Origin of the sequence: Nocardia crassostreae (assembly GCF_001613405.1) — a bacterium.
Classification (GTDB): domain Bacteria; phylum Actinomycetota; class Actinomycetes; order Mycobacteriales; family Mycobacteriaceae; genus Nocardia; species Nocardia crassostreae.
Window position 1 is genome coordinate 431,666 of the sequence record NZ_BDCH01000014.1, and the last position, 26,397, is coordinate 458,062.

General features: G+C 68.7%; 26 protein-coding genes and 4 pseudogenes. 14 read left to right on the top strand and 16 right to left on the bottom strand.

Translation table 11 applies throughout. The features are described 5' to 3' along the window. Positions 1-8 precede the first annotated feature (8 nt). Both NC4_RS14580 and NC4_RS44615 read left to right on the top strand, forming a co-directional pair. Entirely contained in the window at positions 9-1,763 is a 1,755-nt protein-coding gene (locus NC4_RS14580; RefSeq protein ID WP_084529080.1) for an ABC transporter ATP-binding protein, read from the top strand. A 189-nt stretch (positions 1,764-1,952) separates the two neighbouring features. Beyond that, positions 1,953-2,066: pseudogene (locus tag NC4_RS44615) on the top strand (hypothetical protein); the annotation flags it as partial. 319 nt (positions 2,067-2,385) lie between these two features. On the opposite strand, the gene NC4_RS14585 reads toward NC4_RS44615, so the two are convergent. Genes NC4_RS14585 through NC4_RS41610 form a run of 3 tightly spaced genes read right to left on the bottom strand, consistent with a single transcriptional unit; the run spans position 2,386 to position 4,208 of the window. Then, positions 2,386-3,072, bottom strand: coding sequence for a response regulator (locus tag NC4_RS14585; protein WP_067537693.1), 687 nt, complete (start codon positions 3,070-3,072; stop codon positions 2,386-2,388). Beyond that, positions 3,069-3,590, bottom strand: coding sequence for a sensor histidine kinase (locus NC4_RS41605; RefSeq protein ID WP_218021110.1), 522 nt, complete (start codon positions 3,588-3,590; stop codon positions 3,069-3,071). The genes NC4_RS14585 and NC4_RS41605 overlap by 4 nt, the downstream gene beginning before the upstream one ends. 15 nt (positions 3,591-3,605) lie before the next feature. After that, positions 3,606-4,208 carry a histidine kinase gene (locus NC4_RS41610; protein WP_218021111.1) on the bottom strand — a complete coding sequence of 201 codons (603 nt, stop codon included), beginning with the start codon at positions 4,206-4,208 and terminating at the stop codon, positions 3,606-3,608. Positions 4,209-4,365: 157 nt separating this feature from the next. Between NC4_RS41610 and NC4_RS14595 the strand changes: the two genes are divergently transcribed. After that, positions 4,366-4,851 carry a DUF6326 family protein gene (locus tag NC4_RS14595; RefSeq protein WP_245721682.1) on the top strand — a complete coding sequence of 162 codons (486 nt, stop codon included), beginning with the start codon at positions 4,366-4,368 and terminating at the stop codon, positions 4,849-4,851. 365 nt (positions 4,852-5,216) lie between these two features. Here the strand turns inward: NC4_RS14595 and NC4_RS14600 are convergent, their stop codons facing one another. Further along, complete coding sequence (locus tag NC4_RS14600; protein ID WP_067537695.1) at positions 5,217-5,891, bottom strand: ArsR/SmtB family transcription factor; 675 nt, start codon at positions 5,889-5,891, stop codon at positions 5,217-5,219. A 95-nt stretch (positions 5,892-5,986) separates the two neighbouring features. On the opposite strand from NC4_RS14600, the pseudogene NC4_RS14605 reads away from it, so the two are divergent. Further along, positions 5,987-6,361, top strand: a pseudogene (locus tag NC4_RS14605) (MFS transporter); the annotation flags it as partial. Here NC4_RS14605 and NC4_RS14610 read toward each other — a convergent pair. From NC4_RS14610 to NC4_RS14625, 4 genes and pseudogenes are all read right to left on the bottom strand, one after another. Then, positions 6,345-6,716, bottom strand: coding sequence for an SRPBCC family protein (locus NC4_RS14610; RefSeq protein ID WP_067537698.1), 372 nt, complete (start codon positions 6,714-6,716; stop codon positions 6,345-6,347). The pseudogene NC4_RS14605 and the gene NC4_RS14610 overlap by 17 nt on opposite strands. Beyond that, a complete protein-coding gene (locus NC4_RS41045) occupies positions 6,713-7,810 on the bottom strand; it encodes a carboxymuconolactone decarboxylase family protein (RefSeq protein ID WP_067537700.1) in 1,098 nt (365 codons plus the stop codon). Before NC4_RS41045 ends, NC4_RS14610 begins: the two co-directional genes overlap by 4 nt. Then, positions 7,782-9,336, bottom strand: a pseudogene (locus NC4_RS14620) (flavin-containing monooxygenase). The gene NC4_RS41045 and the pseudogene NC4_RS14620 overlap by 29 nt, the downstream one beginning before the upstream one ends. After that, positions 9,336-10,193, bottom strand: coding sequence for an alpha/beta fold hydrolase (locus NC4_RS14625; protein WP_067537702.1), 858 nt, complete (start codon positions 10,191-10,193; stop codon positions 9,336-9,338). The pseudogene NC4_RS14620 and the gene NC4_RS14625 overlap by 1 nt, the downstream one beginning before the upstream one ends. Before the next feature lie 381 nt (positions 10,194-10,574). On the opposite strand from NC4_RS14625, the gene NC4_RS14630 reads away from it, so the two are divergent. The 10 genes and pseudogenes from NC4_RS14630 to NC4_RS14670 all read left to right on the top strand — a co-directional run bounded on the left by NC4_RS14630 (position 10,575) and on the right by NC4_RS14670 (position 19,979). Then, positions 10,575-11,645 (top strand): carboxymuconolactone decarboxylase family protein, encoded by a 1,071-nt coding sequence (locus NC4_RS14630; RefSeq protein ID WP_067537703.1) that lies wholly within the window; start codon positions 10,575-10,577, stop codon positions 11,643-11,645. An 83-nt stretch (positions 11,646-11,728) separates the two neighbouring features. After that, entirely contained in the window at positions 11,729-12,586 is an 858-nt protein-coding gene (locus NC4_RS14635) for an alpha/beta fold hydrolase (RefSeq protein WP_084529084.1), read from the top strand. A gap of 38 nt (positions 12,587-12,624) precedes the next feature. Then, positions 12,625-14,211: pseudogene (locus NC4_RS14640) on the top strand (flavin-containing monooxygenase). Next, positions 14,208-15,752 carry a flavin-containing monooxygenase gene (locus tag NC4_RS14645; RefSeq protein ID WP_067537706.1) on the top strand — a complete coding sequence of 515 codons (1,545 nt, stop codon included), beginning with the start codon at positions 14,208-14,210 and terminating at the stop codon, positions 15,750-15,752. The pseudogene NC4_RS14640 and the gene NC4_RS14645 overlap by 4 nt, the downstream one beginning before the upstream one ends. Continuing rightward, positions 15,749-16,966 (top strand): acyl-CoA dehydrogenase family protein, encoded by a 1,218-nt coding sequence (locus tag NC4_RS14650; RefSeq protein WP_067537709.1) that lies wholly within the window; start codon positions 15,749-15,751, stop codon positions 16,964-16,966. The genes NC4_RS14645 and NC4_RS14650 overlap by 4 nt, the downstream gene beginning before the upstream one ends. Then, a complete protein-coding gene (locus NC4_RS14655) occupies positions 16,956-17,942 on the top strand; it encodes a phosphotransferase family protein (protein ID WP_067537715.1) in 987 nt (328 codons plus the stop codon). The genes NC4_RS14650 and NC4_RS14655 overlap by 11 nt, the downstream gene beginning before the upstream one ends. Beyond that, the gene (locus NC4_RS14660; protein ID WP_067537717.1) at positions 17,939-18,271 is read left to right on the top strand and encodes a hypothetical protein; all 333 of its coding nucleotides are present in this window, start codon (positions 17,939-17,941) and stop codon (positions 18,269-18,271) included. Before NC4_RS14655 ends, NC4_RS14660 begins: the two co-directional genes overlap by 4 nt. Then, entirely contained in the window at positions 18,268-18,405 is a 138-nt protein-coding gene (locus tag NC4_RS40225; protein ID WP_157554708.1) for a hypothetical protein, read from the top strand. Before NC4_RS14660 ends, NC4_RS40225 begins: the two co-directional genes overlap by 4 nt. Then, on the top strand, positions 18,402-19,289 hold the full coding sequence (locus tag NC4_RS14665; protein WP_067537719.1) for a hypothetical protein: 888 nt from the start codon (positions 18,402-18,404) through the stop codon (positions 19,287-19,289). Before NC4_RS40225 ends, NC4_RS14665 begins: the two co-directional genes overlap by 4 nt. Positions 19,290-19,298: 9 nt before the next feature. Beyond that, positions 19,299-19,979, top strand: coding sequence for a hypothetical protein (locus NC4_RS14670; protein ID WP_157554710.1), 681 nt, complete (start codon positions 19,299-19,301; stop codon positions 19,977-19,979). A 53-nt stretch (positions 19,980-20,032) separates the two neighbouring features. On the opposite strand, the gene NC4_RS14675 is transcribed toward NC4_RS14670, so the two are convergent. The 8 genes from NC4_RS14675 to NC4_RS14710 all read right to left on the bottom strand — a co-directional run bounded on the left by NC4_RS14675 (position 20,033) and on the right by NC4_RS14710 (position 26,389). Further along, the gene (locus tag NC4_RS14675; protein WP_067537724.1) at positions 20,033-20,305 is read right to left on the bottom strand and encodes a hypothetical protein; all 273 of its coding nucleotides are present in this window, start codon (positions 20,303-20,305) and stop codon (positions 20,033-20,035) included. Between the two features lie 3 nt (positions 20,306-20,308). Continuing rightward, positions 20,309-20,668, bottom strand: coding sequence for a TetR/AcrR family transcriptional regulator (locus NC4_RS14680; protein WP_067537727.1), 360 nt, complete (start codon positions 20,666-20,668; stop codon positions 20,309-20,311). Between the two features lie 5 nt (positions 20,669-20,673). Beyond that, the gene (locus tag NC4_RS14685; RefSeq protein ID WP_067537730.1) at positions 20,674-21,267 is read right to left on the bottom strand and encodes a TetR/AcrR family transcriptional regulator; all 594 of its coding nucleotides are present in this window, start codon (positions 21,265-21,267) and stop codon (positions 20,674-20,676) included. Positions 21,268-21,315: 48 nt separating this feature from the next. Beyond that, on the bottom strand, positions 21,316-21,786 hold the full coding sequence (locus NC4_RS41050; protein ID WP_067537733.1) for an SRPBCC family protein: 471 nt from the start codon (positions 21,784-21,786) through the stop codon (positions 21,316-21,318). Positions 21,787-21,815: 29 nt separating this feature from the next. After that, on the bottom strand, positions 21,816-22,274 hold the full coding sequence (locus NC4_RS41055; RefSeq protein ID WP_169814802.1) for a carboxymuconolactone decarboxylase family protein: 459 nt from the start codon (positions 22,272-22,274) through the stop codon (positions 21,816-21,818). Between the two features lie 125 nt (positions 22,275-22,399). Then, a complete protein-coding gene (locus tag NC4_RS14700) occupies positions 22,400-22,915 on the bottom strand; it encodes a hypothetical protein (RefSeq protein WP_067537740.1) in 516 nt (171 codons plus the stop codon). Between the two features lie 63 nt (positions 22,916-22,978). Then, a complete protein-coding gene (locus NC4_RS14705; RefSeq protein ID WP_157554712.1) occupies positions 22,979-24,625 on the bottom strand; it encodes a hypothetical protein in 1,647 nt (548 codons plus the stop codon). A 39-nt stretch (positions 24,626-24,664) separates the two neighbouring features. Beyond that, positions 24,665-26,389: a hypothetical protein gene (locus NC4_RS14710; protein ID WP_067537745.1), complete on the bottom strand. Its 1,725-nt coding sequence runs from the start codon at positions 26,387-26,389 to the stop codon at positions 24,665-24,667. Positions 26,390-26,397: the final 8 nt, after the last annotated feature.

A 26,397-nucleotide genomic window follows, 5' to 3' on the forward strand; every position in this document is an offset into this window, starting at 1 on the left:
GGAGAACAATGTCCCCGATATCGGATGGCAGCGTCGTCGGCCTGCGCCGGATGCTCTCCTGGGCACGAGGAGATCGCTGGCGCTTTCTGTCGGCGGCGGCCTGCGCTCTGCTCGCCGCCGCCTGCGGACTCGTCCAGCCGGTCATCGTCACCAGCACTGTCGAACGAGCATCGGCCCATACCGCGATCGTGCTGCCGCTCGCGCTGCTCACCGTGCTGTTCCTGCTCCAGGCCGCGCTCAAGGCCTATTCGACCTACACATTGGATCAGGCGCGCGAGAGTATCGTCCTGCGTCTTCGCGTCCTGCTCGTCGATCACCTGCTGCGCCTGCGCATTTCGGTTTTCGGCGAACAACGACTCGGCGACTTGATCTCGCGCGCCACGACGGACACCACGCTGCTGCGCGACGCGATCGCTTACCAAGTCGTCGGAGCGGTCGTCAACTGCGTCGTCGTCGTGGGCGGCGTGACCATGATGGTCGTCCTCGATCCCCTGCTGGCCGCCGTCGTCCTCGTCGTGGTCATCACCTCGATGACCGTCGTCGGATCCGTGCTTCCGCGCATACGGCACTCCGTCGTGGCCGCACAGGACGCGACCGGCCACCTCGCCTCGGAATTGGAGCGCGTACTGAGCGGCATTCGCACGGTGCGGATCCACAACCGCGAACCACGGGAATCGAAATCGTTGCAGGGCACCGCACAGCGCATCTACGACCACAATCTGCGGGCCGCCAGGGTGGGAGCCGTGGTGTCACCGGCCATCGATCTCGGGGCCCGGGGGTCGTTCATCCTGGTGATCATCGTCGGCCTGGCTCGCGTGTCATCCGGCGCGATGACCATCGGCGATCTGGTCGCCTTCCTGCTGTACGTGGGCTATGTTTCCGGCCCCGCGTCCGGGCTGCTCGATATCGCCCGCGCGGTGCAGACCGGTCTGGCGGCGCTGCGGCGCGTCGACGGAATTCTCGTACTCCCGGTCGAACAGGATCGCGAGCCCGAGGATTCGCCCGACACCGGCCGAAATGGCCTGGTAGTGCGCGATATCCGGTTCCGCTATGGCGAACGCACGATCCTCGAGGATGTTTCGATCCAGCTGCCCCACAACAGCTACACCGCCATGGTCGACCCCTCCGGCGCCGGGAAGTCGACCATCGTCAATCTGCTGACGCGCTTCTACGAGCCGGAGTCCGGCGAGATCCTGCTCGACGGCCGCAGCGCGACCCGCAACTACACCCTGGCGCAATGGCGGGCCAAGGTCGGGCTGGTCGACCAAGGCAACAGCCTCATGTACGGCACACTCCGAGAGAACATCTCCTACGGCGTCGACGCAGTCGACGACACGCTGCTGCACCAGGTCATCGGCATCACCGGCCTGACCGCCGTCCTCGACCGGCTGCCCAACGGACTCGACACCCCGCTCGGCGAACACGGCTCCGCCCTCTCCGGCGGCGAACAACAACGAGTCGCCATCGCCCGGGCATTGCTCAAGCGCCCCGAGATCCTGATCCTCGACGAACCGACGTCTCACCTGGACGCCGCCAACGAAGAACTCCTCGTCCGCACCCTGCGCCGAATCTCGACCCACTGCATCCTGCTGGTGATCGCACACCGCCCGGCGACGGTACGCCACGCCGACCGAGTAGCCGTCCTGGACGAGGGCAGAATTGTCGCCCTCGGCGACTACGAAGACGTCCGATACCTGCTGGGGCCCAAGACATCCCCACAGCACAACGGGCAGCGCGAACCCTCCCCTGCCGACATCCGCTGACGTGCGATCAGGCACGGATCGACGACAGCACGCGGCGGTTCGGAGGTCGTGGCTGGCCGATCGTGATCATCATCGCGTCAGCTGAATATTCGTTAGCTCGGGTCTCTTCGGTAAGGTCTGTGAACAGGCCGTTTCCGGCCCCGGTGGGGTTTTCGGTCGAGTGTTCGGCCCGAGTACGAGGAGAATGCGATGCCGTACGCGGTCGTCGGACTGATCGCGCTGGCACTGTGGGTGTTCTGCCTGATCGACATCATCACCGCGCCCGAGGGCGGTATCCGTCACCTGCCCAAGGCGGGGTGGCTACTGGTCGTCATCTTCATTCCGACCGTCGGCGCATTGCTGTGGCTGATTCTCGGTCGCCCGCTGGACGAGTCGCGCGCGCTGCGGTCGACGACCCGGTATGCCGAGTACGACAGGCCCGGCCGACACGTCGCCCAGGATCCGGCGGCCGATGAAGAATTCCTGCGTGGTTTGCGTGAGCGCGCCGAAGCTCAGCGCGCCGAGGCGCGGCGACAGGAAGCGGCAGGCAGCGCGAGCTGGATCTCCGCCGCGAGAAAGGCGAACAGGTGTGATTCTGCGCTTCGCCTCGAACCTGGCCCAGGAGGCCCATACCTGACGTTCGTCAGCCGCCGGACCCGGAGGGCGGGCGCGCGGATTCGGCTCGCACGCGTCTGGTGTCGTATGCCCACATCGCGATCTCGACGCGGTTGCGGGCGCCGAGCTTGGCCATCAACGATGCGACGTGGGTCTTGACCGTGCTCAGGCCGACGAAGAGTTCGGTGGCGATCTCGGTGTTGGTCCGGCCCCGTGCCACCAGCGCGAGCACCTCCTCCTCGCGGTCGGTGAGCGGGTCGATGGGCTGGACCGGTACCACCGGCGCCTGGTCGGCGAAGGTCGCCAGCAGTCGGCGGGTGACGTTGGGGGCGATCAGCGCGTCCCCGTTGGCCGCCGCGTGGATGGCCTGCACGAGGAGCTCCGGCCCGGCGTCTTTGAGCAGGAAGCCGCGGGCGCCCGCGCGCAGCGCGCCGAGGACGTACTCATCGAGGTCGAAGGTGGTGATCACGACGACCGCCATCGGGTCCGCTACTCCTGGCCCGGCCAGGCGCCGCGTCACCTCGACGCCGTCGAGCCCGGGCATCCGGATATCGACGAGGAGGACATCGGGACGCAGCCGGGTCGCCAGGTCGAGCGTCGCGAGCCCGTCCGCTGCCTCCCCCACGACCTCGAGGCCGGGTTGCGCGCCGAGGATCATCACCAGCCCGGTCCGGATCAAGTCCTGGTCGTCGGCTACGACGACACGGATGCTCATGCCAGCACCTCCACCGGCAGCACCGCCTCCACCACCCAGCCACCCTCGGGACCCGGCCCCGCAGAGAGCGATCCGCCGAGGAGCTGGGCGCGTTCGGCCATGCCCAGCAGGCCGAACCCAGGCTCCGGGACCGGCCCGGGCTCGGTCCGTCCATCGTCGCTGACACGCAGCCGGACGGCGTCGCCCTCCCGGCGTACGTCGATCCGGACGCGGGTCGCGCTCCGGGCGTGCCGTACGGCATTGGTCAGCGACTCCTGCGCGAGCCGGTAGAGCGCGGCGTCCACCGGTCGTGCCAGCCGGGTCAACGAACCGTTCAGCGAGACCTCGACGGTGGGCGTCGCGTCGGCGCACGCCAGAGCACGCAGGTCCGCGACACCCTGCTGCGGTGAGTAGGCGACGGCTTCCTCCGCACGCAGCACCCGCACCATGGATCTCATCTCCGCCAGGGTTCGCGACGCTTCGGACTCTATCGCCGCCAGGACCTCGGCAGCCTTCTCCGGCTGGATACCGGCGACCACGCCACCGGCCTGCGCCTACACCGCGATGGCCGAAACGTGGTGGGCCACAGTGTCGTGCAGCTCGCGCGCCAGCGCCACCCGCTCCTGATTGCGGATCTCACGCTGCTGGCGATGCCAGAGGTCGGCGCGGTAGCGGAACACCGCTGCGAGAGCGACGAGCAACAACAAGAGGACGCTTCCGCCGAACACGTCGGCCCAGCCCGCGGAAGAGGCGTACATCCCCAGCGCGACAACGACTGTCACGAACGCCGTCCCCCAGACCATCTCCCGTCCCGAGCCCCACCACACCAGCGAGTAGAGCAGGATCAGGTCGGCCAACATGGAGTAGAGGCCGAGATCCTCGGCGTGTGTGGTCAGCTGGAGGACCGAGAGCAGCCCGGCGACGCTCCACCCGACCAGGGCGGCCATCAGCGGGCGGCCGCGCCGCCAGAGCAGGGCGGGTATCAGCGCCAGGGCGAGCACCACCACCAGGGGTCGCCAGGCCAAACCTGGCCGAACGATGCCCTCGACCAGGACGGCGGCCGCGAACACGCCTGCCAGCAGCCAATCGAGACGACCGATGGGTGGGGTGTCGGCAGGCCGCGGCTCATGCCAGAGGGAGCGCCGGACAGTGACCACGGCTTCATCCTAGGGACCGGCGCGCCTCGGCGTACCAGCCGAAAGTACGAGAGCGGGATCATGCCATCGGCCGGGCGAACTCCGGCCTGCGGGCCAATGTGCCCGCCGCCGGGCTAAGCGATCGTTGGACCCACCGATCCGCACCACAACGGAGCCCATGATGAGAACACGTCAACCCGCCACCACACTGGAAGACCAGCCGATCCCGGTGCGAGCCAAGCTCGCCGCAGCGTGGACGAGCTTCATGTTCCTGTACGCCTACGTGGACATTCTCAACTTCTTCACGCCCGGCGTCGTCAAGGACATCCTGGACGGCCGAGTCTTCGAATTCGCTCTCTCCCAGACCTTTTCAACCACGGCGCTGACCCTCATGGCCGTCCCGATCTTCATGCTCATACTGTCGATGACGCTGCCCGCCAGGATGACCCGCATCGCGAACCTCATCGTGGCGTCGCTCTATGTCCCCGTCACGGCATTCAACATCGTGGGTGCGTCCTGGCTGTACTTCTACGGCCTGGGCATCGTGCTGGAATTGATCCTTCTCGCCCTCATCCTGCGGTACGCCTGGACCTGGCCCCGCACCGCACCTTCGGCGACCATCGCGACCGGCCCGGACCGTCAAACCGTTCGCGCCCGGCAGTAAGCACGATCCCAAGCACGGCGCACCGATCTCAGCCGGACCAGGAGAGGCGCTCGGTGAGCAGGTCCTGTTGCGCCGAATTGGACGCTTTTGATGGTGGGTGACCTTCGCGGCGTTCCCGGCGAACCAGCGGTACACGGCTTGGTCCAGCCGGGAGTGATGGCGGACCGGAACGGTTCGGTGTCGAGCATGAGGTGCGGTCCGCCGGGCAGGTCGGCCCCCGCGTGCTCGGGGAATGTCGAGTCGTGGTTCGTGCCCGAGCCGCATAACCCGAGCTTCACCTGCGAGACGAACGACAACATTCGACACACACGCGAAAAACGGCGGGGACGGCGGGATCGGGCCCGGCGCGGGTGCGGAGGTCGCTGCTAGGCCGGGGTCGCGGCGTCGACGGGCAGGTCGGCCAGTCGCCATTCGAGCATGCCGTCGTGCAGGCGGATCGCGCGGCGGTCGTGGTCGCGTAGCAGCCGCACCGCGTCGTAGGCCAGCACGCAGTATTCGCCCCGGCAGTACACCACGATCTCGGTGTCGCGCGGCAGCTCGGCGATCCGCTCGGCCAACTGCTCGACCGGGATGCTCACCGCGCCGGGAATGTGCCCGGCCCGATACTCCGCGACCGGCCCCACATCCAACACCAGCACATCTCCGGCCGCGGCGCGGGTCAGCAGCTCCTCCCGGGCCATTTCCGGGCCTTCGTGGGGGCCGAGATAGCTCGTGCGGGCAGGGTGCACGCGGGCCTGATGGGCCTCGGCTACCTTACGCAGGAGCGCGAACAGCTGGGCGACATCGTCACCGGCCAGTCGGTAATAGATCCGGACGCCGTCGCGGCGCGTGGTGACGAGTCCGGACTGTTTGAGCGTCTGCAGATGTGCCGACGCGGTCGTCAAGTTCAGTCCGGCCGCCGACGCCAGCGCTTCCACCGTCCGCTCGCCCTGCGCCAGCAGATCCAACAGCTCCAACCGTTTCTCGCTGGCCAGGGCTTTCCCGCTGGCCGCGAACGCCTCGTACAACGCCGCTTTCGCGGTGTGCCTATCGCCACCCATCCTTCCTCCAATCATCCGTGGAATAGCGTAACGCGGCACTGACGCAACCCGCGCCCGCGAACCGGAGTCGCGCCCCGCCACTTGTATTCCACGAAACCTCCGCATCGGCCACCCAAGCCGCGGCTCTCGCAGTGATCGCGGCCTCGCACGGATTCACCGGTTGGGCAGCGGGCGCGGTCCTGCTCGGTGCGGGCACCGCCATGGTCTATCCCACCCTGCTCGCGGTAATCGGCGATGTAGCCCACCCGATCTGGCGCGGCCGCGCGGTCGGTGTCTACCGCGTCTGGCGAGACCTGGGCTACGCCGTCGGCGCGATCCTCGGCGGCATCGTCGCCGACCTGCTGAACCTGCAGGCCGCCGTATGGGCCGCCGCCACCATCAGCGCCGCAACAGCGCTCGCTGTCGCCATGCGAATGTACGAAACGCATCGGGCGATGGCGGACACCGGATCGACTAGTCGGTGCTGTTGAGCAGCATCCGATGGCTGAGCCCCTTATCGAAGGTGCCGATCACCGCGCACCACAGCGGCGCGATCGCGCGGGGAATCACCCCGATCAGCGGGCCGGTGAGGTGTTCGCGGTTGACGAGCCGGACGCGGCCGCCCCACGCCAATTCCCGGCCCGGGTCGACCACCAGGATGCGGCCGAACGGGATCGGGAAGAGCGGGCCGAACCACAGCCGCGCGCCGGGGGTCAGGGTGGAGCGGAAGCGAAACGGGTAGATGTTCCATCGATGCCACCGCTTCATATCCGCCATGATCTCCCAGACCTGTTCCGCGGGTGCGTCGATCACGGTCTCGGTGGTGAAGGTGCGGGTGGGCGTCATCGGTGTCTCCTGATCGGTTCGGGGTGTGGTCGGGCCGTGCGCGCGGCGGCGCGTCGGGCGCCGCGGTGAGCGAGGGCCGACCACAGCGGCGCGGCCGCACCGCCCTGCCAGGCATGGGGTTCGAATCTGATACCGAAACTGTTGAGGGCCATGCAGAGCATTTCGTAATTGCCGGTGAACAGGCATATTTCGGCGATCCGACGAGTGCCGAACGCGGCGGTGAGAGATTTCCAGGTCATATCCGAAAGGCTGCGCCGCTCGTGGAGTTCGTCGACGGCGGTGAGCGCCAGGACTTCGGCGTCGGACCAACCGGCCGCGGACGGCCCGTCGGGAATGCGTGCAATGTCGGACTCGCTGAGCCCGATGAAACGCGCGGCGCGACCGTGGTGACCGCAGTGGCACTCGGAACCGACATTCCAGGTGGCGCGCAGGGTGATCAGCTCGCCGAGTTCCCGCCCGAGGCGCAGCGGACCGAGACTGACCAGGAAGGGAACCACACTCCAGAACAACTCCGGACTGCGCGAGAACACATCCACGCCGTCCACGGCGCCCCCGCCGTTCAGCAGTCCGACGCCCTTGGAGAAAAGCCAGGTGCGAACGCCGATATCGGAGCGGCTGGGCGGCGGCAGCCTGGGCGCGTCGGGCAGCAGCCAGCCCGGTGCGTCGAGGCTGCGCCCGGTCCGCAGTGGGGTGACGGTCGCGGTGTCGTCCAGTGTGCGATCGAAGCTGTTGCACAGCATGGCGATCAGATCTATGTGCCCGACCAGGACACAGAGTTCGACGCGCTGTGCCGCGTCGAGGTCCAGCGCCGCCCACCGGGCATCGCCGAGATACCGGTCCCGGTGCAATTCCTCGACGGACTCGAGCAGCACACGGCGGCGTCCGCTCCGCGTGGGCTGCTCCGGATACCTATCCTCCCAGTGCCCGCGCAGCGCAACGCATCCCGCCAGCCGAGCGGTGTGGTGTGCCACGGCGCGGCAATCCTCGGGTGTGAGAGCGGAGTAGCGGAACCGGCGCAGCAGCGCGCCGGTGCCTCGCCCGAACGGGCCGGTGTCGCCGAGGACATCACCTGTGCGCCAGGAGTTCCCGGTCACCGCTCACCCCTTTCGTTCTGCCCGGAGCCTTGCTGTAGGAGTAGTCGTTCAAGTCGAATCTGCGGGCATCCCACCAGGCCTCCACCGCCAGCCCGAGCCGCAGGAACGGCGCGTCGCCGTGGCGGTCGAAGAAATAGCTGTTGGCATTGCCGCAGTCGTGGTTGAAGAACACGGTCCCGCGCTGACGCCGCTGCACCTGGTCGAAGTAGCGGCGATGGGCCTCGGGCCGGACTTCGACGCGGGAACTGCCGCGGCGCTGGGCCTCCCGGAGGACGCGCACGGCATGGCGGGCCTGGTTCTCCACCATCTGGAACCAGGAGCCGCCGGTCAGCGCGTACGGCCCGAGCATGAGGAAGACATTGGGGAAGCCCGGCACCGAGGCGCCGAGATATGCCTGGTATCGGTGTTCGTCCCAGTACCGGCCCATCCACGCCGTCGCGCCCGTGGATGGGGAACGGTGGCGTATTGCCGATCTCGAAGACTTTGAAACCGGTCGCGAGAATCAGCACGTCGATCTTGTGCAGCCGACCATCCGCGGTGCGAATGCCCGTGCGGGTGACTCTCGCGATCGGATCGGTCACCAGGTCCACATTGTCCCGGGTGAACGTGCGCCAGTAGTCGTTGGAGTAGGTGGGCCGCTTGCACCAGAAGCCATAGCGCGGCGTCAGCCGCTCGCGCAGTGCGGGATCGGGTACCTGCCGTTTCAGATGCGCGAGGCAGATCCGTTCCACGGCGTGATTGGCCCAGGGAATCCGCTTGTAGTACAGACGGATTCCCACCATGACGGTTTCGGTGACCTAGGCCTGTAGATAGCGCATGGCTCGCTGCGCGGCCGGTAGGCGCCGGTAGACCGTCTGCTCCGTGCCGGAGATGGCGCGGTCGGGTTTGGGGACGCACCAGATGGGCGTGCGCTGGAAGACGCTCAACCGCCGCACCTCCGGTGCGATGGCCGGGACGACCTGGACCGCCGTGGCCCCGGTGCCGATCACCGCCACCCGCTTACCGGTCAGATTCACCGAGTGATCCCACCGGGCGGTGTGCATGGTGACGCCGCCGAATCCGGCGAGTCCCGCGATATCGGGGGCCTTGGGTTGGGTGAGCCCACCGGTCGCGCCGATGAGAAAACGGGCGGTCGTCTCGGCGCGCTCTCCGGTATCGGTGCGTTCGATGGTGAGCCGCCACAGATCGCCCGCCTCGTCGAAGCGGGCCTCGTGCACCCTGGTGCGCGGTCGGATATGCGGCAGCACTGCGTATTTCGCGGCACAGTGTTCGGCATACGCCTGCAATTCCGCGCCGGGCGCATAGGTGCGGGACCAGTTCGGATTCAGTTCGAAGGAAAACGAGTACACCGAGGACGCGATGTCGACCGCGACCCCCGGGTAGGTGTTGTCGCGCCATGTTCCGCCCAGATCGTCCGCCTGCTCGAGGATGACGAAGTCATGGATCCCGTTGCGCTTCAACTCGATTCCCGCGCCTATGCCACTGAATCCGGCCCCCACCACCACGACGTCGCGCTCGGGTGCGATCACGCCGTCACCGCCTGCGCGGCATCCGGGGCGCTTGCGGCGGCGTGGCAGGAGCGTACGAAGGTCGCGCTCTCCGGCGCGAGACGGCGCGGAGCCGAACGCAATTCGAGCCACGTGCGCGCCCGGACGAGCCGGGCATCGGGGGCCTCCGCCGCCAGTGCACGCGCGTCGGCGGGCCGGTGGATGGGATCGAAGTATCGGTAGCCGATCACCAGCACGGGCGGCCGCAGTCGCTCCCGAATATCCTTGGGCTGCTTGAATCCCGTATAGATCATCCCCTGCACGACGGCCGCGGAGGCCCGTGGATCCTGCGCCAGCCAGTCGAGAGTCAGATCGGTCACCAGCCCGAAACCGCGCGGGAGCCGCCCCGCGCCCCGGGCGATCAGCCGGGCCAGCGGTCGGCCGTAGGTGAGGCCCGCCAGGACCGCTCCCGCGCAGGCGGTCGCGCACAGGATGGAGCGATCCAGCACCGGACCCTCGACGACGATGCCGTGCAACCGATCCGGTGCGTGCGCGGCCAGTGCCAGTGCCAGCGCCATCGCCGATCCCGCGGAGGTGCCGTGGACGACGACGCGGTCGACCGCCAACTCGTCCAGCAGCGCGACGATCTGCTCGGCGAAACCGCGCATCGAATAGCTGGAATTGCCGGTGGGACGGTCGGATTCACCGGTGCCCAGGGGGTCGAGGATGGCTACCCGCAGTCCGGCGGCGGCCAGTTCGTCCGCCGGCGGCCCCTGCATCCGGCGGCTCATCAACAGCCCCGGGATCAGGACCACCGTGTCGGGGCCGGCGCCCCGCACGTCGTAGGCCAAGCGGTGGCCGCCGGTGTCGAACCACCGTGTGCGCGGAGGCGTCATGGTTGCTCCTCGTCGAGCGAATCCGGCCCGTCGGCGGGCAGGATATGAAGTTGACACTGTTGTATCCAGAGTCTGGCGGGCCGCCGCGGGGACTGTCAACGCCGACCGGACGCTGGCGCTCAACGTCAATCATGTGGCGGCCGATGCCCTGTCCGGTCGTCCCGCCCGATCCCTAGCGTCACCGATGACGGACCGGACGACGCCCCCGGCCACAGGGGGTACTACCGGGCGCACAGCGCGATTCACCGACACCGGTAACCGCGATCGGCGTTCCAGGGAGGACACCATGCAGCTCGAACCCGACGTCGCCACGCACACCGACGATCGACCGGCCCGGCCGTCGAGCCGCCTTGTCGATATCCTCGCGGCGGAGGCCGACGCATGAGGCCCGAACCGGCCGGGCTGGGCTGGGCCCGCCCGCACCGCCGCGTCCGGCCGCACCTGTCCTGGCGCTGGTTTCCGCCCAATACCGAGATCGCCGTTCCCGCGGCGCATCACCCCGGCCTGTTCCTGCCGTGGGGCAGCCTCATCGCGGGCGCCCACGCCACCGGGCTGACGCGTCTTCCGCTGCGCGACTGGGAATTGGTCGCGCTGCGCACCAGTTTCACCAGCGGCGGCTGGTCGGAATGGCAGAACCATGTCCTGTTCGCCAGAATGCTCCGCCGCGGCGACGCCTACCTTTCCGGCATCATCGAGGGCCCGGGCGCGGCCCACTGGGACGAGCGGTCCGCGGCCGTGCTGGCGGCGGTGGACGAATTGCACGACTCCGAAGCGCTTTCCGACGTCACGCGGGCTCGATTGGGACGGCACCTGACCGAGCGCCAGTGCGACGAATTACGCCTGGTCACCGGCATCTACGAACTCATCGCCCTGGTGTTCGGCACGTTCGCACCACCGGGCGAATTGATCAACTTCGAGCCGCGCGCGATACGAGCGCTCGCCACCGCCCATGGTGCACGCCGTCCGCGTCCCGACAAACCGCTCGCCCCGCCGGTGCCGCGCATCGAAGCGGCGGTACCGTCCTCGGGCCCGATATGGCTGCCCCGCGATCCCGCCGTCCTCGCCGCGCTGACGCGTACGCATCGGTGGTTCGCGAGGCTGCTCGCGGCACGCGCGGGCCATGGACTACGTTTTCGCCTGTCCGACAACGACATCGCGCTCATCGTGGCACGCGCGGTATGGCGGTGCGGCCCGATCGGTGAATGGCACGCGCGATGCGCGAGCGACGCCGAAGCCGCCGTAATCGCCGCCGACGGCCCGGGCGCACCGGGCCTGGAGCCGAGGCGAGCGGCCCTGCTGCGGGCGGTCGACGAACTCGATACCGAGTTCTACCTCGGCGACGACACCTGGGCCGCGCTCACCGGCGAACACGGTTACGACATCCCGCAACTGCTCGAAATGTGCCTGCTGGTAGGCCATTACCGCGCGTTCGGGATGCTGCTCGCGCCCTGAGCCCCTGCCGAAGCGGCGAAAGTACCGCTTCTCATTCAGATACAACAGTGTAATATTCTTCTATTGCTCAATGAGGAGTACCGATGGAACCTCCCACTCGGACCTTGCGCGTCGGCGCGGGCCGCATCACCTATGACGAACGCGGACAAGGGGATCGCAGCGTCGTCCTGCTGCCCGGACTGTTCATGCCGCGCCGGATGCACGACCGACTCGCGATCGCGCTGGCGGCCAATGGATTACATGTCGTGTCGATGGAACCGCTCGGCTTCGGCGAGGCCGACCGGCCCGCGGGGTACTGGCACTACACCATGGCGTCCTACGCCCGCCAGGTGATCGCGCTGCTCGATGCGCTGGGGCTGGAGAACACCGTACTGCTGGGCACTTCCGCGGGGGCGAATATCGCGCTGGCGACCGCCGTGCACGCCCCGGCGCGGGTGCGCGGACTGGTCGTCGAATCGCCGGTGCTCGAACACGCCATGCCCACCTGCGCCGCGCTGGCTGTGCCAGGCTTGCTGCTGGGCACCTACGGTGCGCCCATTGTGCGCGGCTCCGCGGCGCTGGCGAGCCGGATTCCACGCACGCGCGGCAGCATTCCCGATCTCCTGCTGACCTGGGTGGCCCAGGATCCGCGGCGATCGGCGGAAGCCTTGCAGGGCATCATTTCCGGTGGCGCGCTGGTGCCGCGCGACGAGCGTCGCACGATCGAGGCCCGCACGCTCGTCATCGGGCACCGGTTCGATCCGGTCCATCCGATCGCGGACGACCGGGCGCTGGCCGCCGATGTCCGCCGCGGACGCTTCCTCGCCTCCCGGTCGATCCTCGAACTACGCCGCGCGCCGGACCGTCTGGTACCGGCCATCACCCGCTTCATCACCGACTGCTGGAACATCCCCGCCGCCACACGCCCGGCCGCGGCCCCCGCGGTACCCGTTTCCCGGTGACGGGTCTCCGTCACCGCCATCGAAGGTCGAGTGCATCAATGACCGCTGCAACCACCCGCCGCACCGCCGTCCCGCCGCTCGCCGTCCCCGATCACGAGGTGCTCGTGATCGGGGCCGGATTCGGCGGCATCGGCGCCGCGATCAAGCTGAAGCAAGCCGGAATCCGCGATTTCCTCGTCGTGGAGCAGGCCGGTGACATCGGCGGCACCTGGCGCGACAACACCTATCCCGGGGTCGCGGTCGATGTCAGTTCGTTCACCTACTCCTTCTCGTTCGAGATGAATCCGGAGTGGTCCCGGGCGTACGCGCCGGGCACCGAACTCAAGGCGTACGCCGACCATTGCGTGGACAAATACGGTCTGCGCCCGCACATCCGGCTCAATACCCGAATGGTGTCGGGTGAGTTCGACCCGGTGAACCATCTGTGGCGCGGCACCACCGCGGACGGCGAGATGATCACCTCCCGCTATGTGGTGGGTGCGCCGGGCATGCTCACTCAGCCCAAACCTCCCGACATTCCGGGCGTGGCCGACTTCGCAGGCCCCACGCTGCACACCGCGCGCTGGGATCACGGCATCGCACTCGACGGCAAGCGGGTGGCGGTCATCGGGACCGGCGCGACCTCGGTCCAACTGGTCCCGGCCATCGCCGATCGCGTGAGCAGTCTCGCGGTGTACCAGCGCACCCCGATCTGGGTGGCGCCCAAGCCCGACCTCGAAATCCCGGCGCCGATGCGGGTGCTGTTCCGTACGGTGCCCGGGGCGCAGAAGTCCCTGCGCGCGGCCACCACCGCGCTCACCGAGACGTTCATGACCCTGGGCATCGTCCACAATCGGCAGTTGCCGCTGCTGGTGAAGGGCATCGAAGCGCTGTGCACGGCCCATCTGCGCAGGCAGGTGCCCGATCCGGAACTGCGCGCCAAACTCACCCCGCGGTACGGATTCGGTTGCAAGCGGCCGTCATTCTCCAACGAGTACTTCCGCACCTTCACCCGCCCGCACGTGTAACTGGTGACCGACGGCATCGAGCGCGTCACCGCGACCGGCGTCGTCACCCGCGACGCCCGCCACCGCGAGATCGACGTGCTCATCCTCGCAACGGGATTCAAGGTTTTCGAGAAGGGCAATACCCCCGCCTATCCCCTCTATGGACTGTCCGGCCGCGAGCTCGGCCAGTGGTGGGACGAGAACCGCTACCAGGCCTACCAGGGCACCACGGTGCCCGGCTTCCCCAACCTGTTCCTCATCTCCGGCCCCTACGGGTTCACCGGCGGGTCCTACTTCCAGCTCATCGAGAACCAGACCCGGCACTTCCTTCGCTGTCTCGAGAACGCGAGGCGCACCGGAGCCACCTGGATCGAGGTGAAAGCCGAAGCGCACCAGCGCTATTTCGACTACGTCCAGCGCCGCAAGCCCGGCACTGTCTTCTACAGCAACAACTGCGCGGCCTCCAACAGCTACTACTTCGACAAACACGGCGACTCCCCGATCCTGCGACCCTCCTCCGCCATGGAGGCATGGTGGGACAGCCGCACGTTCGCCCTGAGCGACTACGAGTTCAAACGATCCGGCGTCGGCGTGCGCCGCGCGCGTACCAGGCGACTGACGGAAGGGGTCGGCGCATGACGCGGGATCTGCATACGCACATCGGCATTGTCGGGGCCGGGTTCTCCGGTCTGGGCGTCGCGGTCAAGCTGAAGGAGGCCGGATACCACGACTTCCTGATCGCGGAGCAGACCGGCGATGTGGGCGGAACCTGGCGGGACAATACCTATCCCGTTGTGGCGGTGGACATTACGTCGTTCAACTACTCCTTCTCGTGGGAGCAGAATCCGAACTGGTCGCGGGTCTACGCGCCGGGCCGGGAGTTGAAGGCCTACGCCGATCATCTCGTCGAGAAGTACGGCCTGCGAGAGCATCTCGTCTTCGACACCGAGATCACCGAGGCCCGTTTCGACGAGGACGACCATCTGTGGCGGTTCGCCACCGCCGACGGACGCGAGGGCTCGGCCAGATTCGTCGTCTCCGCCGTGGGCGGGCTCACCCAGCCGAAACCACCGCGAATCGCGGGACTCGACGACTTCACCGGCAAGACGATGCACACCGCCCGCTGGGACCACGACTACGACCTCACCGGCAAACGCGTCGCGGTCATCGGCACGGGGGCGACCTCGGTGCAGCTGGTGCCCGCCATCGCCGACCGGGTCGAGCACCTGGCGGTGTTCCAGCGCACGCCGATCTGGGTGGTACCCAAACTCGACGCACCCATTCCCGCGCCGGTGCGCCGGGTCTTCGACCGCGTTCCCGGCACACAGGCGTCGGTGCGCCTGGCCACCGGGGCGCTGACCGAGGCCGTGATGGTGCTCGGCTCCACCTATGAACCGCAATTCCCGCTGCTGCGCAAGGGAATCGAGCAGCTGTGCCGCGCGCATCTGCGCCGCCAGGTGGCCGATCCGGTATTGCGGGACAAGCTCACCCCGCGCTACGACTTCCTGTGCAAGCGCCCGACGTTCTCCAATGCCTATCTGCGCTCCTTCACCCGGCCGGATGTGGATCTGATCACCGAGCCGATCGAGCGCATCACCGCGACCGGCATCCGGACCGCCGACGGACGCACGCACGAGATCGACGCGCTCATCCTGGCCACCGGATTCAAGGTCTTCGAACTGGGCAACACCCCGCCGTTCCCGGTCCACGGCACCGACGGCGTGGAACTCGGAAAGTTCTGGCACGACAACAGGTATCAGGCCTACGAGGGCGTCACCGTGCCCCGGTTCCCGAATATGTTCGCGATTCTCGCGCCGTACTCGCTGACCGGGCCCTCGTACTTCTCCATGATCGAGGCGTCCACCACGCACACCCTGCGCCTGCTCGCCGAGGCCGACCGGCGCGGCGCGACCTATGTGGAGATCCGCGAACAGCCGCACCGGGAATACTTCGCCGATATCCTGCGCCGCCAGCGCAATACCGTCTTCCAGGCCGCCAACTGCACCGGCTCCAACAGCTACTACTCCGATCATCATGGCGACACACCCATGATGCGTCCTGCCACCGGTCCGGAAATGTTCTGGCGGGCCCGGCATTTCCCCCTGGACCACTATCGCTTCGACAGCCTCGGCCGCCCGGATGCCGGTGCGCCGCGGCACGGTGGAAGGAGGACCGCGTGACCGCGGACCTGTCCCTGTCCCCGCGCGGGATCGAGATCCGCGCGAGTCTGGCGGCCTTCCTCGAGGAGGTGTTCTATCCGGTCGAGGCCGAACTGGACGCGGAGATGGACGCACTCGACGGCCCGGAACCCTTCGGGCCGCTGATGATCGCGCTCCACAAACAGGCCCGCGAGGCCGGGCTGTGGAATCTGTTCCTGGCCGACGAGTCCCTCGGCCACGGCCTGAGCAATGTCGACTACGGGCAGGTGTGCGAGCTGCTCGGGCGCAGCATGTGGGCTCCGATGGTGACCAACTGCCACTTCCCCGACACCGGGAACATGGAGATCATGCACCAGTACGCCACGCCCGAACAGCGCGAACGCTGGCTGCGCCCGCTGTTCGACGGCGAGATCCGCTCCTGTTTCGCGCTCACCGAGCCCGACGTGGCGAGCTCCGATCCCACCGGGATCACCACCACGGCGGTGCGTTCCGGTGACGAGTGGATCATCAACGGCCGCAAATGGTTCATCAGCAATGCCGTGGGCGCTCAGCTGTGCATCCTCATGGCGTGCACCGATCCCGGGGCCGAACCGCACCTGCGCGGCACCATGTTCCTGCTGCCCATGGACACCCCGGGGCTCGACATCGTGCGCCGGGTACCGATTTTCGGTCACGCGGGCGGGCCGGGCCACGCGGAGCTGCGCCTCGAGAACGTGCGGGTCGGAGCGGACGCGGTCCTCGCGCACCCCGGCTCGGGCTTCCTGCTCGCCCAGGAACGCTTGGGCCCCGGCCGAATTCACCACTGCATGCGATCCATCGGCTGGGCCGAACGCGCCCAGGAATACGCCGTCGACCGCGCGGCCATCCGCCCGCATCGCGACGGGATGCTCGCACAGTCACAGCTGGTGCGAGAGATGCTGGCGCGCAATCGCATCGACATCGACGCCGCCCGGCTGCTGGTCCTGCGCGCGGCGCACGCCATCGACACCATCGGCAAGCATCGCGCCTACCGCGAGATCTCCACCGCCAAGGCCCATGCCGCCCGGGTCACCCAGGAGGTGGTGGACCGCGCCATTCAGATCCACGGTGCACTGGGTCTCTCCGATGATGTGCCGCTGACCCGCTTCTGGGCCATGAGCCGCGCACTGCGCATCGGCGACGGAGCCGACGAGGTGCATCTGATGACCATCGCCAAACACGAGCTGCGGCGACGGGGGCACGATCGTGACCGCTGATGCCGCGCCCGACGCCGACCTGGTGGCCGCCGCGCTCGCCGACGCGGGGGAACGCTGCACCGGCCGCCCTGCACTCGAACCCCTGCCGGGCGGGGCCTCCCGCGACTCCTGGCTGATCGGCACCGACCGGCAACGCTATGTGCTCAAACGCGATCCGCTCCACGAGCGCACACCCCTGACCTCACGCCACGCCGAATACCTGGCCGCGATGGCGGCTGCTGCGGCGGGTGTCCCGGTGCCGCGCCCGGTGTGCTTCGAGCCCGCGGGCGGCCGCTTCGGCAGTGCGGGCATGATCAGCGAATTCGTGACCGGAATATCGAGTCCCAACCGGATCCAGGCGCTGGATCCGGCCGGACGCGGCGGCGACGACCTGGTCCGGGACATCGGGCGCGCCGCGGGCCGACTGGCGCGCGCCACACTGCCCGGAGACGCCGCGAACCGCGCGGGCGAACCCCTCGACGCGGTGCTGGCCGAACTCGCGGGCGGGCTGGATTTCCTCGCCCCCGATCGCCCCGTGCTCGCGGCCGCGTACCGCTGGCTCGAACTGCACCGGCCCGTCGTGTCGCGAACCGTGCTGGTACACAGCGATTTCCGGCTCGGGAACTTCCTCATCGGCGAGACCGGACTGTCCGGCGTGATCGACTGGGAGTTCGCCGCGCCCGGCTGCCCCCGCCAGGATCTCGGCTTCTTCTGCCTGCGGCCCTGGCGTTTCGAACGCGACACGCTGCGGGCGGGGGGCCTGGGCGGGCTCACCGCACTGCTCGACGGCTACGCCGAGACCGCGCCCGAAGCACTCGCCGCCGCCACCGTCGCGTACTGGGAGATCGTGGGCCAGCTGCGCTGGGGCCTGTACTGCCTGCTGCAGGAATCGACCTACCGCCTCGGCGGGCACCGGCATCTGGAACGCTTCGCCATCGGCCGCCGGATCGCCGAGGTCGAATGGGACCTGCTGGACCTGCTCGAGGAAACACGATGAGCGATGCGACCAACCACGACCAGGACCGAGACACCGCACCGACCCGGGAGATCGTGGCCGCCGCCGCGAGCGAGGTCCGGGTCCTCGCCGAGCGCGCCGAAGGCTCCCTCCGCAAACGGCTGCTGGTGGTCGCCCACGTCCTTGAGCTGGCCGGACGGGAACTGTCCGCGGTGTCCGCGCCCCTCCCGGACACGGCCGTATTCGCGCGTGAAATCCGTTCCGGCGCACACGATCAGAGCCTGATCGCCGATGCCCTGCGGCTGCGCGAAAAGGTCCGCCGCGCGGTGTCCGTGGTTCATCCCGGCTACGACCGGACGGCGCGCCGATGAACGGGCGCACCGGCTCCGCGCAGACGCTGGGCCACCGCTTCGAGTACACGTACCTCGATTTCCTCGACGCGTGCTGGGCCTACCCGCCGCAGCTCGCTCCGGAGAACACGACCACGATCGGGAGAACACGGTGAACAGCCGCCACGAAACCGTCATCGCCGTCGAGGACGGCATCGACATCCGGCACGTCCGGCTGTCCTCGCCGTTGCCCGGCACGTTCCCGGACCTGCCTGCCGGGCTGAACGAGCTGCACTATCTGCGCTACCGGGCGGTCGACGGCCCGGTCGAATCCGCCGACGCCGACGCCATCGTCGTGATGCACCCTGGGACCTGGGCGGGTGCGCAATCGCTGGATGCGCTGGCGCGCACCGTGGTTCGTGCGGCAGCGGAACGCGGGTCGCTGATCGAGTGGTGGTCGCTGGCGCGGCGCAGTGAGGGGTCGACCGATCTGGCCGGTGTGCACGCCGCCTACGCCGCCGCTGACCCGGGGCTGGCGATTGATTACTACTTCCACGGAAAACCGGTCGGCGACAAGGTGTTCGAAGGGTTCCGCGGCCCGGGTCGGCAGCGGTTCCTCACCGAACTGAGGCTGCGCGGGGTGGTCGAGGATCAGCACGAGGTGCTCGTGCGGGAAATGCCGGATCCCGATGTCCGGCGCGCCAAGGTGTTCCTGGGCGGTCATTCGCTGGGCGGGCTGCTGGCGGGTGCGTACGCCGCCTGGGATTTCGACGGCGTGCCCGGACACGAGCTGTGCACGGGCCTCATCGCCATCGACACCCTGGTCGGCACGGATCCGCTGGGGCTGCATCATCGTCCCCAGGCGCGGCGGATGGCCGATGCTGTGCACAGGGCCGCCGTCGCGGGGCTGCGACGTGGACTGATTCCCGCGGCCACGCCGGCCGGGGGCACCGCGCTCGCCAAGATGTGGACGCTCATCCACATCCTCGGCGTGGCCGCCGCCTGCGAGAGCGAGGTGGAATCCGATGTGCTGCGCCGTCTGCCACGAACCGCGGGATGAGAGACGCTGTTGCGGGTGCTCGGCGCCCGCCGCTACCGCGACCTGCTGCGACCCGAGACGAGCGTGCGCGGACTGCGTCTCACCGGTGCCGCGGCCTTCGGACTCGCCACCGGCACACCGCATCTGCCGATCGATGCGCTGACCTCGAGTATGGGCAGGCTCGACGGCCCCACCGCGCCGCGCACCACGTTTCCGACACCCCGGATCGCCCATCGCATCCCCGGGCTCCGCGCGGCCGTGCGCGCCACCTTCGGTGCGCCCACGCGGGTTCCGGCCGATCACGCGGCGCTCTACCGCTGGCGTGCGGGCGGGTCCGCCGACCTGGACCGGCTCGCGCGCACGCTCGCCGCCGGACCGCTGGCCACCTTCGAAAGCTACTTCCCCATGCGCGTGCACTACGACCTGTGGACCGCGCTGGCCGGTGCGCGCGCCGACGATCTGGCCGGGCATCGGCACGCGGCGGGCGCGGCGCGGCTGCCCAGCCTGCATGTGCTCGGCGACCGCGCGAGTCTCGTGCCCTTCCTGCTGCGCGCCACCCGCCTCACACCGCCGGACTGCACCTACGCCACCGGATACCGCCACCTCGACATGGTCACCGGAACGGATCTGCCCGGGGAGCCGGTCAGCACCGCCATCGCGGATTTCCTCGTGGCCCACGCCCTTCCGGTCGCCGCTCCCGAATCAGCCTGACGGACACCATGATCGTGGCCGAGTGCGCCGCCGGGACGGGAACTCCCGGCGGCTCAGCTATTTTCGGCCAGCAGGTAATCGAGCGGGGAGACGACGCGCGGGATGTCGAACCGTTGCGGCTCGTTCAGGATCAGGCGCGCGCCGGTCTGGATGAGGCCCTGGACGATACGCACCAGGACCTCCAGATCCACCCGGTCCGCGTCGGCGGGATGGCCGTCCAGCCAGGCGCCGAGGCCCCGGCGCAGCGGTGCGCGAAGTTCGTCGCGCGCCGCCGCGACCCGATCCCGAAGCGCCGGGGGCACGCCGTCGATGGGGAAATAGACCAACCGTCAGGTGTCCGGCATGGCGCGCACGTCGGACAGGAAGCTCACCAGACCGGCTCGCAATGCGGCGGCGGGTTCGGCGGATGGGTCGTCGAGTCCGGCCGTGGCACGCTCGACCGCCTCGGCCATCCGCGCGGTCTCCCGGCGGATGAGCGCGTCGAGCAGTTCCGCGCTGCTGCCGAAGGAGTCGTAGACGACCGGCCGCGACACTCCCCCGCGCTCGGCGACGGATGCGATGCTCACGTCGCCGAAACCGGCGTCCGCCACGATCCGCAGCGGGGCGTCGAGCAATTGCTCCCGGCGCTCGGCGGGTGCGAGGCGCTTGGGATAGCGGCGTTTGGTCGTTCCGGTGCTGCCCTGCGGCATGGGCGCTATTCCTGCCTGCCGGAGACGGAAGTGACGGCGCGCTCTGCCAGCCAGCGCAGCGTGTTCGACACCGCCGCACGGCTGTCGGCGCGATCGGAGTCCAGGACCAGCAGGGCGGCGGTCTCGCTGACCGAGAATGCCGCGTGGCTCAGCAGTTCGGTGTCCACGGCACGGTCCCCGAGGGCCGCGGCCATCGAGATCAGCGCCCTACTGCGTTCGCGCACTTCGGCTTTCCCGCGCTCGACGCGCTCGGAGGTGCCCGGCGGCGCGCCCTCGGCGGGCATCAGGACGAAACGGCAGCTCTGCGGAATGTCCAGCACCATGTCCAGGTAGGCGTCGGCCATCTCGGCCGCGAATCGGACCGGGTCGGCGTCCACGGGCAGTTCGGGCATGGACGCCATGGCCATATCCATCACCACCCGCTCCTCACGGTCGATCAGCGCCGCGAAAAGCTCTTCCCGATCGCCGAACTCGGCATAGACGGCGGGGCGGGTGAGACCCGTGGCCCGCGCGATGGCGTGCATGCTCACCGCGGAGAAGCCGTCGCGCACGATGAGATCGCGTGCGGCGTCGAGGATCTGCTCGCGACGCGCCGTCACCCGTACCTCCGTTCCCGCTGCGGCCGGGGCCCGCCCGGTGGCGTCAGTCTACGCATCCGTCTGCGCCCGGCCCTGCCGCCGCCGGATGACCCGGCACGATTCGCGCGCGACACCGCGCACCAGAAAGCCGATCACGAACCGGCTCCCCGCCCGCACCAGGACTTCCGGCAGCGGGAAGGGCGGAACCACTTCGTGCCGGTACTCCATGCGGGTGCCCTCGGGCACGACAGTGAGCGTCACTTCGCCGTGGATGTCACCGGGCAGTCCCGACACGATGCGGTACGCGAACCGCTCCGGCGCGTCGTACTCGGTCACCTGTTCGCGCACCACGGGGAAGCGGCGGCCCAGGACGTAGATGATCCGGATCGCGCCGACGCCATTGGGCTCGGTCCGGCCGTCGCACTCCATCTCCACCGCGCGCAGCGGTGTGATGTCCGCGTAGCGGCGATGGTCGGTCAGCACCTTGAAGACGACATCGATCGGGGCTGGGATGATCTCGGTGAGGCGGGCGACGGCCATGGGATTCCTTCTCGAGGTGTGAGGTGTGGCTAGGCGGTGTCGCACGCCGTGTCCGGCCTCATCCGGTCCAGCACTGCGGCGGTGGCATCCCCCCGGCGCAGCCACCGCACGGCCCGCGACTGCCGGCCGCCGTCCTCCACCGCCGCGCCGACACTGTTGAGCAGCATGGCCAGCATGGCGTAATTGCCGGTCAGCAGACAGAGATCGTCCATCCGCCGGTCGTCGTAGAACTCGCGCAGCGCGGCCCAGGTGTCGTCGGAGACGCATCGATGGGCCACTAGTTCGTCGACTGCGGTGAGCAGGGCGCGCTGCCGCTCGTCCCAGCCGTCCGCGTCCGGCCCCGCCGCCACGCGCGCCACATCACGCACGGTCAACCCGGCGATCCGCGACGCTGTCCACGCCACCGGGCCGATGGTGGCGAGTCGTCCCGGTTCCGTTCTGGGCGAATCGATCTGCCGCCACTGCCGGGAAGTACCGATATCGGTCACGCCCTGCCTCCTCGCATGCGCCGCGGTTGTCCGCGGATCGAATATTACAGTGATGTTTTCTAATTCGTACAGGCCGGACTCGCGGCCGACCGGAGCTGTCCAATCGGCGCGGGCACGGCGGTACGTCATCGGAACGTGAGGGTGTGGTCGACACCGGCGCGCAGATCGACGGTCACGGCAATACCGTTGTCTTCCTGGGTGATCGGGATCGGAACGCCGTCGAGCTCCGCGTGCGGGGTGTCCGGCCGGAAACCGCTGAATCGGATGGTGGTGGGGCCGTCACCGCGACAGGTGGCGGTCATCGGCGCGTCGGACGACAGGCCCATGCGGGCGGCGTCCAGGCGCACCGAGCCGATATTCGTCAGCGTCATCGCGAAGCCGTTCGCGGGCTCGATCGGCGCGCCGTCGATGCGCCGCGCACCGTTGACGAACCCCGGTGCACCCGGATCACTGAGGTCGAAGGTCGGCTGTTCCGGGGCCGTCGCGGGCAGGTGACCGCCGAGCGCGAAGGTGGTGGCATCGATCGAACCGTGGGCGGGCTCGCCCGCGGAGGTGTCGCGGACCTCGAGGTCGGACACCCAGTAGGCGCGGTCGAAGCGGATATCGGTGCCGCGACCCGGGTCATGGACCGGATAGCGCACATAGAGGACGCGGACCGGCGTTGTCGTCCTGGGGGTTTCGGTGAGCCAGGCGGCCGAGTGCGCTCAGTCGTCGTGGTAGAAGACGTCGAAGGGTTCGATGAGGGTGGGATTGTCGTAGAAGCGATAGGGGTTGCCCGCCTGCTGATAGATGGATTCCAGGGCGCGGGCCCCGACGAGGGGAACCAGCGGGGCGGTCGAGGAGTAATTGAGTTCGTAGGGCAGGTTGAACTCATTCTCGGCCAGCAGGCTGGTGTCGCCAAGGACCTCCAGGCCGGGGCGCGCGATCGCCGGGAGGCCGGGGCCCAGGTAGATTGGGTCCTTGATCGGTCCCAGATGCACTGCGGCCCTGGCGAATCGATCCGGCATGAGCAGGCCGAGGCGATAGGCTTGCAGGCCGCCTTCCGCCATGCCGGTGACGGCGGTGCGGTCCGGATCGACGGCATAGTGTGCGGTGAGATCGTCCCAGGCTTCCAGGACGTCCAGGATGCCGATATCGGGAATGGCCGACGGGTTGGTGGACCGTCCCAGCGGCGTGAACACGAGCGCACCGTTACCATCGCCGGACTGCCGCAGTCGATTCGGTGTCAGCGCGGCGTACTGGTTCATATTGTTCATGAACGAGTGCAGGTCCAGAATCACCGGCGCGGGACGCGCCGGGTCGTAGCCTTCCGGGATGTACAGCGCATAGGGCTGGTACCCGGATTTGAACATCGGTTCGGTCTGGCGGGTCAGGGTGGGGGCGCCGTTGCCGCCGACGGTGCCCTCACCGTAGTCGTACCGCGACCGGAAGTTGCGGTTGTAGAAGCCCGGGGTCAGGACGAAGGGTTCCGACCGCCGCTGCCGGAGCGCGGTCGCATTCAACGAATGCATGAACGCGGACAGGTCGCCGACGCCCAGCGCGGCCGACTGCCGCCGATCACTCCACAGATCGAGCGCGGTCAGCGAAGTATCCGCGCCGGTCGGCGGTTCGATCTTGCCGTACTCTTCGGCGCCCTGGAACCCGGCATCGAAAACAGCTGTCGCACCGGGCTGCTGCTGTTGGAATCGATCGCCGTCGGCGAGTCCGGTGACGATGCCGAGCCGGGCTCCGTCGGCCACCCGGCCCAGCGTCTCCCACGGTATGTCCGCCTCGAAGACGTTCTCCGCCAACTCGATTCCGTGCGGCACGGCCGTGACGCGGCCGTCCGCCGTGGTCACCCGGGCTCCGCTCCCCCAGATCGTGACGAACACATCGCAGCCCGGCGTCCGCAGATGGGCCCCGTCGGGCCATTGCGCCGCACCCGTGGCTGTATCGCCGTCGGTGTCGATTCCGACCATCGCGATCGAAGTGCCGGGCGTCTTCAGGGTTTGGAAGAAGACCGCCAGGTGCAGGGCGTCGTCATCGGCGGCCACCCGGAACTGCCGCAGATCCGCCGCGTTGTACCCGTAGTCGTCCGCGGCCGGATACCGGTAGTCGCCATTGGTGGTCGACAGCAGCGACTGGAACGGCGTCGGATTCGGCAGCCGGTCCAGTTTGGGCCCGTAGTCGTCGTACAGGTAGTCGTCGTAGATCAGTTCACCGCGGTCCATGGTGGTCCGCCCCGCCAGCATGGTGGCCGTGCCGGACCAGTCGCCGATCGAGCCGTCGGCGCGATGCTCGCTCGCCGTCGCCGGTTCCGCTCTTGCCGTCCGCATACCGGGGCAGACGCACAGGGCAATCGCGAGACCCACCGAAACCCATTGCCGCACTGTGTCTCTACGCAATCCCGGTCAGTGGTTTCCCAGCACGCCGAGGATGAAATCCGCCGCCGTGCTGCTCACCGGTTCGGGTCGGCCGCTGTTCTGCCGCTCGGCGCCCGCGACCATGTCCAAGTGGCTGAAGTTGTGCGCGTACACCGCCGCGGCGGGCTGGCCGAATTCCAGCCACGGCAACCCCAGGTTCGGGCCGAGTTGCTGGTACGGCCGCCAGATGTCGACGATGACGGTGACGTTCGGGACGCGGTCGAGGTAGTCGGCGTGGCGCAGTCCGGCGAGGTCGCCGCCGCGGTAGCCGGTGCCCGCGAACGCCATGTCCAGCAGTTGCCGGTTGGAGTCGAAGGCCGTGGTGTAGCCGAGGTCGCCCGCGCCCACATCGGCGGCCACATCGGCGAGCGCCGCCACCTGCTCCTCGGGCGTTGTGAACGGCGCACCGCCGTCCTGCGCCCGGTCGAGGTCGTCGTAGTCTGGCCAGCCGTTGAGCCGGCCGACCGGATCCGCCGGTCGCACCAGGTGATTGGACGACACCACCTTCAGCATCCCACCCACCACGGGGAGCTGGGTCAGCTCGGGCGGAATGACGACCCGCTTCTCCACGACCAGTCCCTCGAATGTGCCGAACCCGGCCTGCACTCCGACCGAGGGCATGGAGACCTTGCCGATCAGCGCGCCGAGGACGGCGGCATTGGTCAACCGCCACTCCCGGAAGTCCGGGCCGCCGGGAAACAGCGTGCCGAGCACGATATCCCAGAAGGGCGTACGCGGGATCGCCTGCGGGATCAGGCTTTCCGCCTCCGGATCGAAGCGGGCCGCGATACCGGCGATATTAATGAGGTTGAACAAGTCGCCGGTATTCGCGATGCCGAATTGCGTGGACTGCGGTGCGATCCCGGCGTCGAGGACGGCCTGCGCCACCGCCATGCCGATCATGGCGTACACATCCGCCACCGGCTGCAACCCGAACTGCTTGACCAGGAACGGGTCCGAGCGGATCGGCCCGTCCACGCCCATGACGCCGACGATCTGGGCGTACCCGGGTCCGTCGGCGAATTCCCATTGGCCGTAGTCGCTGGTCAACGGGCCGCCGAGGGAATGTCCGGTGAGGAACAGCCGGGCTTTGCGGTCCGCGGCCGAGCGTATTTCACTGCGGTTGACGACATACCAGTCCTCGATGGTCTGTTTCAGCCCGTAGTCGGCCAGCCATTGCTGCTGCACATTGTCCGCCCACGCGGTCCAGGTCCGCCCGTTCACCGGCTGCCCGCGGAAGTAGTAGTCGAGCGCAAGCCGATAGTCCCGCGCCCGCACGGCGGCGCTCATGCCGGTGCGGTCTTCCAGGCACACCGGCCGGCGCGCCATCACCCAGTATTCGGCGGTGGTGCCCGCCGCCCGCAGCTTGTGCAGGGTCGAAACCGCGAGGGTGCCCAGCGAACTCGGTCCGCCGATATTGCCCGCCTGCGCGCTGACGATCGCGTCGACGTCCTGCGCGTCGGATGGACCGTCGGCGAATCGGTAGCGCAGGAAGGACAAGGTGTCGCAGGACTCCGGGTGCGGTGCCGAGCCCTCGGGCAGGGGCGCATCCCAGGTGACCCGCGTGACCTCGATATCACCGCGCCGGTCGACGGGAACCTCGGTGCGCCCCGGCGTTTCCGCGTGAGCGCTCGGCAAGGCGGCCACCGGCAAGACGAACAGGGCGGCGGTCGCCGCCGCCAGCGGCCAGCGAACTGCGCGGGCGAATCTCATGGAACCTC